Source organism: Desulfobacula sp. (assembly GCF_030145145.1).
GTDB lineage: Bacteria > Desulfobacterota > Desulfobacteria > Desulfobacterales > Desulfobacteraceae > Desulfobacula.
In genome coordinates this window covers 108,456-117,162 of record NZ_JAQYWD010000016.1, presented here as the reverse complement: position 1 = coordinate 117,162, position 8,707 = coordinate 108,456, and the positions used below count along the sequence as shown (strand labels likewise).

At 46.4% G+C, this 8,707-nt stretch carries 6 protein-coding genes; 5 read left to right on the top strand and 1 reads right to left on the bottom strand.

The features are described 5' to 3' along the window. Together Q1Q15_RS11070 and Q1Q15_RS11065 are read left to right on the top strand one after the other, a co-directional pair. Window positions 1-407, top strand: a 407-nt coding sequence (locus Q1Q15_RS11070; RefSeq protein WP_300459617.1) for a TRAP transporter large permease subunit, incomplete at its 5' end; no start/stop codon positions are given. 26 nt (window positions 408-433) lie between these two features. Beyond that, window positions 434-1,237 (top strand): amidohydrolase family protein, encoded by an 804-nt coding sequence (locus Q1Q15_RS11065; protein ID WP_300459615.1) that lies wholly within the window; start codon window positions 434-436, stop codon window positions 1,235-1,237. 142 nt (window positions 1,238-1,379) lie between these two features. Here the strand turns inward: Q1Q15_RS11065 and Q1Q15_RS11060 are convergent, their stop codons facing one another. Beyond that, the gene (locus tag Q1Q15_RS11060; RefSeq protein WP_300459612.1) at window positions 1,380-3,434 is read right to left on the bottom strand and encodes a molybdopterin-dependent oxidoreductase; all 2,055 of its coding nucleotides are present in this window, start codon (window positions 3,432-3,434) and stop codon (window positions 1,380-1,382) included. A gap of 602 nt (window positions 3,435-4,036) precedes the next feature. On the opposite strand from Q1Q15_RS11060, the gene Q1Q15_RS11055 reads away from it, so the two are divergent. The 3 genes from Q1Q15_RS11055 to Q1Q15_RS11045 all read left to right on the top strand — a co-directional run bounded on the left by Q1Q15_RS11055 (window position 4,037) and on the right by Q1Q15_RS11045 (window position 8,661). Next, window positions 4,037-5,227: an FAD-dependent oxidoreductase gene (locus Q1Q15_RS11055; RefSeq protein ID WP_300459610.1), complete on the top strand. Its 1,191-nt coding sequence runs from the start codon at window positions 4,037-4,039 to the stop codon at window positions 5,225-5,227. A 129-nt stretch (window positions 5,228-5,356) separates the two neighbouring features. Continuing rightward, a complete protein-coding gene (locus Q1Q15_RS11050) occupies window positions 5,357-6,109 on the top strand; it encodes a DUF6125 family protein (RefSeq protein WP_300459608.1) in 753 nt (250 codons plus the stop codon). Window positions 6,110-6,603: 494 nt separating this feature from the next. Then, complete coding sequence (locus Q1Q15_RS11045; RefSeq protein ID WP_300459606.1) at window positions 6,604-8,661, top strand: molybdopterin-dependent oxidoreductase; 2,058 nt, start codon at window positions 6,604-6,606, stop codon at window positions 8,659-8,661. Window positions 8,662-8,707 lie beyond the last annotated feature (46 nt).

Here is an 8,707-nt window from a genome sequence, read left to right as displayed (position 1 = left end):
CCATCTCCAACATCCCCTATGCCCTGGCAGAATGGGTGGGCAATCTCCCCATCCCGCCCATGGCCGTCATGGGGGTCATGATCTGCATTTATTTTCTGGGGGGGTTCTTTATGGATTCCATGGCCCTAATCGTTGTCACGATCCCCATTTTTTTCCCGGTGGTGTTGCGGCTGGGCTTTGACCCCATCTGGTTTGGGGTTATCATTGTGCTGGTGGGTGAAATGGGCGTTATCACACCCCCGGTGGGCGTCAACGTCTTTGTGATCAAGGGCATTGCACCGGATGTTCCCCTGGACAAGATTTTCCGGGGCATTTTCCCGTTTCTGGGTGCCTTGATTCTCCTGACGGTTCTGGTGACTTTATTTCCGCAGATCGTCACGTTTTTACCGAGTTTTATTACATATTAGTAGGGGTATGGGGAAAAATGTGCAGCATGATCATTGATTTTCATACCCACATTTTTCCTCGACAGAAAGCGTCGATCATCTTGTCTGAATTATCGGGCCGGGCGGATATACCGCATTTTACTGACGGCACCCTCCATGGCCTGTTGTCGTCCATGGAAACCGCCGGAATCCATTTGTCTTGTATCAGCAGGATTACCACCCGGCCGGAACAAGTGGTATCCGTCAATCAATGGCTTCATGATCGAAAGCGGGAAAACATTCTGCCCCTGGCCACCCTTCACCCGGACCAGCAGGGCGGAGAAGACTATATTCAGCAATTAAGGGACACTGGATTTAAAGGAATTAAAGTTCATCCGGATTATCAAGGATTCAATGCCGATGACCGACGAATGTTTCCTTTTTATGAGGTATTACAGTCTTTGCAAATGCCGATACTGTTTCATGCCGGCCTTGATCGCGGATTGTCACCCCCTTTTCGGGCAATGCCCAGTCGACTGCTCAGGGTTCATCGAGAATTTCCCCACCTGATCATGATCGCCGCCCATATGGGGGGGGAAGACAATTATGATGAGACCGAAGAATATCTTTTGGGAACCCCTATTTACCTGGATACAGCCTTTGTATTAAGAATGATGGATAAACACACCCTTCATCACTTTTTCCGGAAGCATCCCATTGACCGGTTTCTGTTTGGCAGTGACAGCCCTTTTTCCGATCAGTCCGCCGATCTGACCTATTTGTGGAACCTTCCCTTTCTGACCCAGAATGAAAAGGAAAAAATTGCCGGAAAAAATGCGGCTGACCTATTGGGGGTGGGCACAACAGAATAGATAAGGGGTTTCAAATCTAGCCCAAACCACCTTTTTTTAAAAAATTGTTAACCACCGCATTTTAACATGGCCATCTATACCCCCCCTTGTCCGGAGTATAAATGGCCCTGTGCCTTGACCAGGTGATACCAGAAGTTCGTGTTCAGGCGGGACGGATATTACACAATGCCGATTTCCAGGTTGGATACCCCATGATCGGCTCACGGTTTTGGCAGTCGGTTAGCAAGTTGCAATTTTCTTCTCCGGAACCGCCATGGGGGACCAGCAGCACCCCCTCTGCAACACGATCATCCACGGATGCCCACATCCTGGACCGGCCACGGTCGGTCTCAACCCATACGGGCTGGTCATGAATAATGTTGTATTGTTTGGCGGTTTCAGGCCCAAGCTCGGCTTTTGGGAAATGTTCATTGTTTTTCAACCACTCAATATGATGCATCTGGCTGGCGGTGTTGTTGATCCATCGTTGACCAGTGGATAGGATTAAAGGATACGTTTCCCCCAATTCTGCCCACATGCTGCCCTGGGGGCTTTTATCCGGCTCAAGATAGGTGGGTAAAGGATCAAACCCCACATCGGCAATGGCCTGGCTGAAAATTTCGATTTTCCCCGAGGGAGTTCTAAATGCCCCCGGCTGGGTGTCATAGGTTTTCTCCTGATAAAAATCCCCTTCTGGTTTTGTCTCAGTCAAATATTCAAAATTCAGCTCACACGGTTGTAAAATATCTTTTACCAGGTCCTGCTCATCTTCCCAGGGAAAGATGTCTTCCAGGCCCAGACGTTGGGCCAGGCCTTTGTAAACATCCAGAACACTTCGGCATTCCCCCACAGGTTCGATGGCTTTGGAACGGACCTGTATGTACGGCAGACAATGACACACATTGTAATTATAGGCCAGGCTCCAGCCTTCAAGATGGCTCGTTGCCGGAAGCACATAATCGGCAAGCCGGGTGGTGTCTGTCTGAAACTGTTCGTAAACGACTAATAAATCCAGACGCTTAAACGCTTCTCGAAATGCGTTGGAATCCGGCATGGTCACAATGGGGTTACCCCCTAACACCATAAAGGCTTTCAGCTTGTCCGGAATATTTTCGGGAACCATCGACACGATACCATAAGGACTGGTCCGACCCCAGAGTTCGTAGAATAACGGATATTTGTCTGTTCCCAGGGGCCGGCCCTCAACCGGCAAACTGATATTTTTCATCTTTAGGCGGGGACTTAAAACCCATCCGCCCGGCACATTGATGCCGCCAACGATGGTCTGTAAAATGGCGATGGCGCGATTGGTCTGGGTACCATTGGCTTGTTGATCCTGGGTACAGGTCCCTTGATAAATGGCTGCTCCTTTTGTTGTGGCAAAAATACGGGCTAGTTTGCGAATATCATTCGCCGGAATCCAGGTAATTTTTTCGGCCCATTCAGGCGTATAAGGTTGTACATGCGGCACTAATTCATCAAAACCAAGGGTCCATTTTTCGATAAAGTCGGCGTCATACAGTTTTTCAGTGATGATCACATGCATCAATGCCATTGCCAGAGCACCGTCAGTACCGGGCCGAATTTTTAAATACATCTCGGATTGATCGGCAAGGGTGATGCGTTTAGGATCAATCACAATAACCTTTGCCCCTTTCAGTCGATTTTCTTTGATGGCCATTGCCAAAGGAAAATCTGATGCCAGGGGATTATGACCCCATAGAATATAAAGGTTGGAATTCAATTCTTCAACGGGATAACTGCCAAAAGTGATTTGTCGACATCGGATACGCATGCGATAACAAATACTTTCCACTGAAAAATAATTGGCTGACCCCATGGCGGACTTAAACCGCTGGGTCAAGGCAACCATTTCAAAATTTTCCACCCCTACGGAACCACAGAAAAATCCCAGCACCGAAGGCCCATATTGATCCTTGAGCGACTGCAACTTGGCAGCGATTTCATCCAAGGCCTGATCCCAGGAGATCTGTTTAAATCCGTCACCCTCTCTTTTTAAAGGATGGCGCAACCGATCCGGATGGTAGATATGTTCGATGGTGGCGCGTCCTTTGGGACATAAGAACCCTTTGTTCAATGGGTGGGATTCCTGGCCCTTTACATCCACCAATTTGCCGTCATGGACGGTCACCTCTTCTCCACAGCTATGATAACAAAGCGCACATCCGGTAAATACTTGTTTTGTTTTAGGGAACATTTTAAAAAATCTCCATTTCAAACCGCTATCATTTGACAAGGTTTTATTTGTATTTAATCAATTACATAATAATATATTATATAAAAAAACTTGCATTAACCCCCATCCGATATTCATTTCTCTTTCCCGTCAATAAAATGTTATTAATAATCATTTTTTATACTTTTTAGCAAAAATTATGTCAATAAATAAATTATTTAAAATTTAAATAACTAAAAATAACTAAAAATAACAATAATGCCCAATAACATTACCCTATCTGTCTTTTCCTTTCCCAGGATCGAATAATTCCTTTAAATCCAATGAATTCATCATCAAATAATTGGAATATAAGACTATTTTATTGGAATTAATCCATACAAATAACTAATTATATAATAATATTTTATATATCTCCTACCCGTTTCCATCGTTGCCATGACCCGATATCGCAACCTGCAAAACAGCATTCAAGACCCTTTTCTATCCGGATCCTGACAAATTTGCCTGTACTTTTTTCAAGGATGTACTTATATTCAGTGGTAACAACATCTGCAGCACGGGTGATGTACGGAAAAACCCATATACAAACTCATTGAACCCATAAAAGAGGGAACCTTATCATGACAAATTATCTTATTGTTGGAAACGGTGCCGCCGGAACAACAGCGGTTGAAAAAATTCGAAACCAGGATAAAACCGGTAAAATTGTAATGGTGACCGAGGAAAGCCTGCCCTATTATTCCAGGATCCGATTGCCGGAATTCATGGCAGGAGAAATTGATGAAAAACAGCTCATCATCAAGAAGGACTCATGGTACCGGGACTTGTCCATTGATCTGGTTCTCGACACCCGAATGGTAGCGGCCGATAAAAAGGCAAAGGTTTTAATGGCCGGGAATAATCGTCAATTTCCCTATGACACGTTGCTCGTTGCAACGGGAAGTCATTCTTTTTTGCCGCCAATCCAGGGCGTTAAAAAAAACGGGGTGTTCTCCCTGAGGAATATCAGCGATGCCCGCCAAATAAAGGCCCATGCAGAAACCATCAATGACGTCGTCCTCATTGGCGGTGGGCTTCTGGGTCTTGAATCGGGAAATGCCTTGAGAAAGATGGGAAAAAAAGTGACCATAGTGGAATTTTTTCCCAGGCTGCTGCCGCGTCAACTGGATGTGCCGGGCGCTGAAATGCTCCAGGCACAGATGGAAGACATGGGGTTTTCTTTCCGGCTTGATGCCAAAACCAGTGAATTCACCGGCACGGACGCGGTTGATGGCGTCTTGCTCGAAGATGGCGAATTGCTGCCCTGTGGCATGGTGATTGTTTCCGCCGGTGTTCGGCCCAATATGGAACTGGCCCAGCTCATGGATCTGGATGCGGACAAAGGCATCAAGGTTGATGACCAGATGAAAACCAGCGCTCCCGATGTTTATGCCGCCGGTGATGTGGCCCAGTTTAATGATCTGCCGCCCTATGGGATATGGCCGGCGGCAACGGAACAGGGGGAAATCGCCGGGTCCAATATGGCCGGAACTGCCGCGGTTTACAAGGGAACCACCATGTCCAACAAATTAAAAGTGATCGGCATTGACCTGGCTTCCGCAGGCAATATCGATGCAGAAGACCAGATGGAAAACAAAACCCGTATTGAAAAAGACGTGTACAAAAAAATTATTTTCAACGGCAATAAAATTGCCGGGTGCATCATGCTGGGCGATACATCCGGATTTAACCGGATTGTCAAAGCCATGTCGGAACAAACAAATATTTCATCCGTAAAGGAGGATATCCTGTCGGACGGATTTGAATTTTAAGATTTTCACGGTCTTAATTCACCGCTCCTTTTGGTCTGGAACTTGACATTCCCCGGGTTTTTCTTTAGGGTTTTCCCCCAGTAGTTCCCTGGAAATAGGCCCTGAAGAATAGCAGAAAGGAGAAGGACTGTGGTAAACAATGAAAAAAATGTTTTTGACCTGGGACAGAAAGATAAGTCGCGTTTTATCGTGGACATGTTCAATAGAATCATCGTTCACTATGCCCTCTGGTTCACGGAGGTGAAACACCAGATGGGTATGGAAAAAGCGCTTCAGGCGCTGGAGACGGCAACGGGAAAAAGTCTTTCCATTCAGATGAAACGCTTGTCCCAGGTACTTGATTTTGAGTTGAAGGATGGATTACCGGCTTCCTTTGTGGATATGGATGAAGAAACGCAATCCGCATTGATGGGTGCGGTGGCAAAAAACTGGCTGGTCAACGATGGCGTGTGGTTCCAGGCCGTTGAATTTGACAGGGGTATGATTGATGCAAAGCGGTGCAATGATTCCTGTTGGGCGCAATTTTCCCCTTACGAGGCCCGGGCCATTAAAAATTTTCTAAACCTTTCCGAAACACCAGGGCTTGAAGGATTGAAACAGGCCTTGAACTTCAGAATGTATGCAATGATCAACCAGCAATCAGTAATTGATGAAGGACCTGACAGCTTTGTTTTCCAGATGAACGACTGCCGGGTTCAGAGTGCACGGAAAAGAAAGAACCTCATGGATTATCCGTGTAAATCCGGCGGCGTGGTGGAATACACCTATTTTGCCCGGGCCATTGATTCCAGGATAACAACCGAATGTATTGGTTGCCCTCCGGACGAGCATCCGGAAGAATGGTATTGTGCCTGGCGGTTTTCCATTGACCGAAAACTATAAGAATAAAGAGGCACCGGGTGCTCAACCGTTTTAGCCCCCACTGGCGCTGTGCACTTCCGCCCTTTAAAGGTAACAAGTTATATAAAAATATATTATACAATTTGTTGCCTTTAAAAAAACAAAAGGACTATGAAAGGCTGACTTAAGGTGCCCAAAAATAATTAAATCCTTTATTTAACACAAAACAAACAAAGCATTCCTGCCATTGCTTTTCCTGCCGGGTCACCCCCCTAAGATCCTCATTAAAAGGGGTTTAACAGGGATGATGGGTTACATCATTATTCAGTCAACGCATTGAATATCTATACAATGTATTATGATAAACACAGGTTCATATAGGGTATCCGTAAAATTTTCAAATAAAATTTATGCCCCTTAAAAAACTCTTGACAGAGATTAAAGCGTAACATATTATCCAATAATAAGTAAACTTTGTAATCGCTTGCCAAGGCTAAGGTATGAATGTCAATACTCACATTAAGAGGGTCAACAACATGGATAAAACAAAAGAAATATTAACGGATTGCACTCTGTGCTATCATAGCTGCGGGACCAAAGTCACGGTCAAGGATGGCAGAGCTGTAAAAGTGGAAGGCCTCAAGTCTCATCCCATAAACAATGGAGAACTCTGCCCCAAGGGAGAGGCCATGCTGGAGCATATTTATGGTCCCGATCGAATAGAACACCCCATGAAACGGGTCAACGGCAAATTTGAACCCATTAGCTGGGATCAAGCCCTGGACGAAATAGCAGATAAATTAACCCAATTAAAAACAGAATTCGGCCCCCAGGTGCTGGGGGTTTTCAGTGGCTCTATCGGGGTAGAAAATCTGGAAATGGCGGGATTGACTCAGCGATTCAAAGCGGCATTCGGATCTCCCAATTTTTTCTCAGTGGAAAGTGTGTGTTACAGAATGCGCATTCGTACCCGGCAAATCACCTTTGGGAAATACCCCACTGAAGAGTTGGATTCAAAACTTTACATCCTCTGGGGCCATAACCCGGACGCCTCTGATTTTCCCTTGAAACTGGCCATCGACAGAAATTTGGCCCAGGGATCAAGACTGGTGGTCATTGATCCCCGGCGCATTCCCATGGCGGACAAGGCAGAGACCTACCTCAGCATAAGGCCGGGAACCGACGGTGCCATGGCCCTGGCCATGATTCATGTTATCATCAATGAAAATCTGTATAGCCCGCACAAAAAATTAATTGACGACTACACTATCGGGTTCGATAAATTAGTGGATCATATTCAAAAATATACCCCCGAGTGGGCCCAGGAGATTACCGGGGTTCCTGCCGAGGAAATTCGTAAATTAGCCCGCCTGTTTGCCAAGACAAAAGGGGCAGCCATTTATCAGGGGACCTGCACCCAGGACCAGACGGCCAACGGTACCCAGAGCAGCCGGGCCTTTTCCGTTTTACAGGTCATTACGGGAAATATAAATGTCCCTGGCGGATGGGTCATCAGTCCGCGTTTGGCCTTTGGGAATGTGGGATTAAAGGTCGAAGGAGAGCCCCTTGGCGCAGACCAATTCCCCTTGTTCTTCAAGGTCTGGGGCCGGAAAAGCCCCTATGGGGTTGTCACCGTAGTACCGGAGAGTATCCCGGACAAATTAAAGGCCTTTTATGTGGTGGGGGGCAACCCCCTGATGTCCATGCCCGACACCAATGCGTTCCGGGAAGCGTTTAAAAAACTGGATCTTTTGGTTGTTCATGACATGCACATGACCGAAACCGCCCGGGAAGCCCATTATGTGCTGCCGGCCTGCTCGCATCTTGAAAAATGGGGGGTTGCCTATACCTACAATGTCTGCCATTGCCTCCCCTTTCTGATGCTTCGGAAAAAATGCATTGAGCCATTATATGAAAGTCGATCCGAATGGTGGGTATATACGGAATTGGCCAAGCGGTTGGGACTGGAAGCATTGTTTCCCTGGAAGTCAGAGGAAGAATTGGTGCGTTTTGAACTGGCCCCCGGCAAATTGTCTTTTGACTATCTGTTAAACGAAAAACCTGAGGGAGCGTTTTATCAGGAAAAGACATACGAACTGAATAGTGATTTATTTCGAACCCCGTCCAATAAGATTGAACTCTACAGCGAGGCTTTGGAACATGTTGGATTTGATCCCCTGCCAACGTATCAGGAGCCGGCAAGAAGCCCACAGAGTGCGGAAAAAGAATTTTTAGCCGAATATCCGCTGATCCTGAGTACCGGCCATCGAAACTATTACTATACCCATAGTCAGCATCGAGATGTCCCGTCCCTTAGAAATGAGTCCCCCGAACCAGAGACGGAAATCGGCCCCACAACAGCAAAAGAATACGACATAAAAACCGGGGACTGGATCATCATCAAGACCAACACGGGACAGGTAAAAATGAAAGCCAAAGTGGATGAACGGATTTCAGAAGGCATGGTCTTTGTCCCCCACGGCTGGCCGGAAGAAGCAAATGCCAATCTTCTGACCGATGTGACATGCCGGGAATGCATCATGGGATATCCTGATCAGAAATCTCTGCTTTGCAACATCCATAAAACAGCATAACAACATGACAAAAAAATGGGTGCCCCTCTTTTAAGGGCACCCCGTT

Bases quoted from the DNA above. Each gene is read 5' to 3' on its own strand.
- Q1Q15_RS11060 (WP_300459612.1), bottom strand. From the start codon at position 3,434: ATGTTCCCTAAAACAAAACAAGTATTTACCGGATGTGCGCTTTGTTAT.
- Q1Q15_RS11055 (WP_300459610.1), top strand. From the start codon at position 4,037: ATGACAAATTATCTTATTGTTGGAAACGGTGCCGCCGGAACAACAGCG.
- Q1Q15_RS11045 (WP_300459606.1), top strand. From the start codon at position 6,604: ATGGATAAAACAAAAGAAATATTAACGGATTGCACTCTGTGCTATCAT.
- Q1Q15_RS11065 (WP_300459615.1), top strand. From the start codon at position 434: ATGATCATTGATTTTCATACCCACATTTTTCCTCGACAGAAAGCGTCG.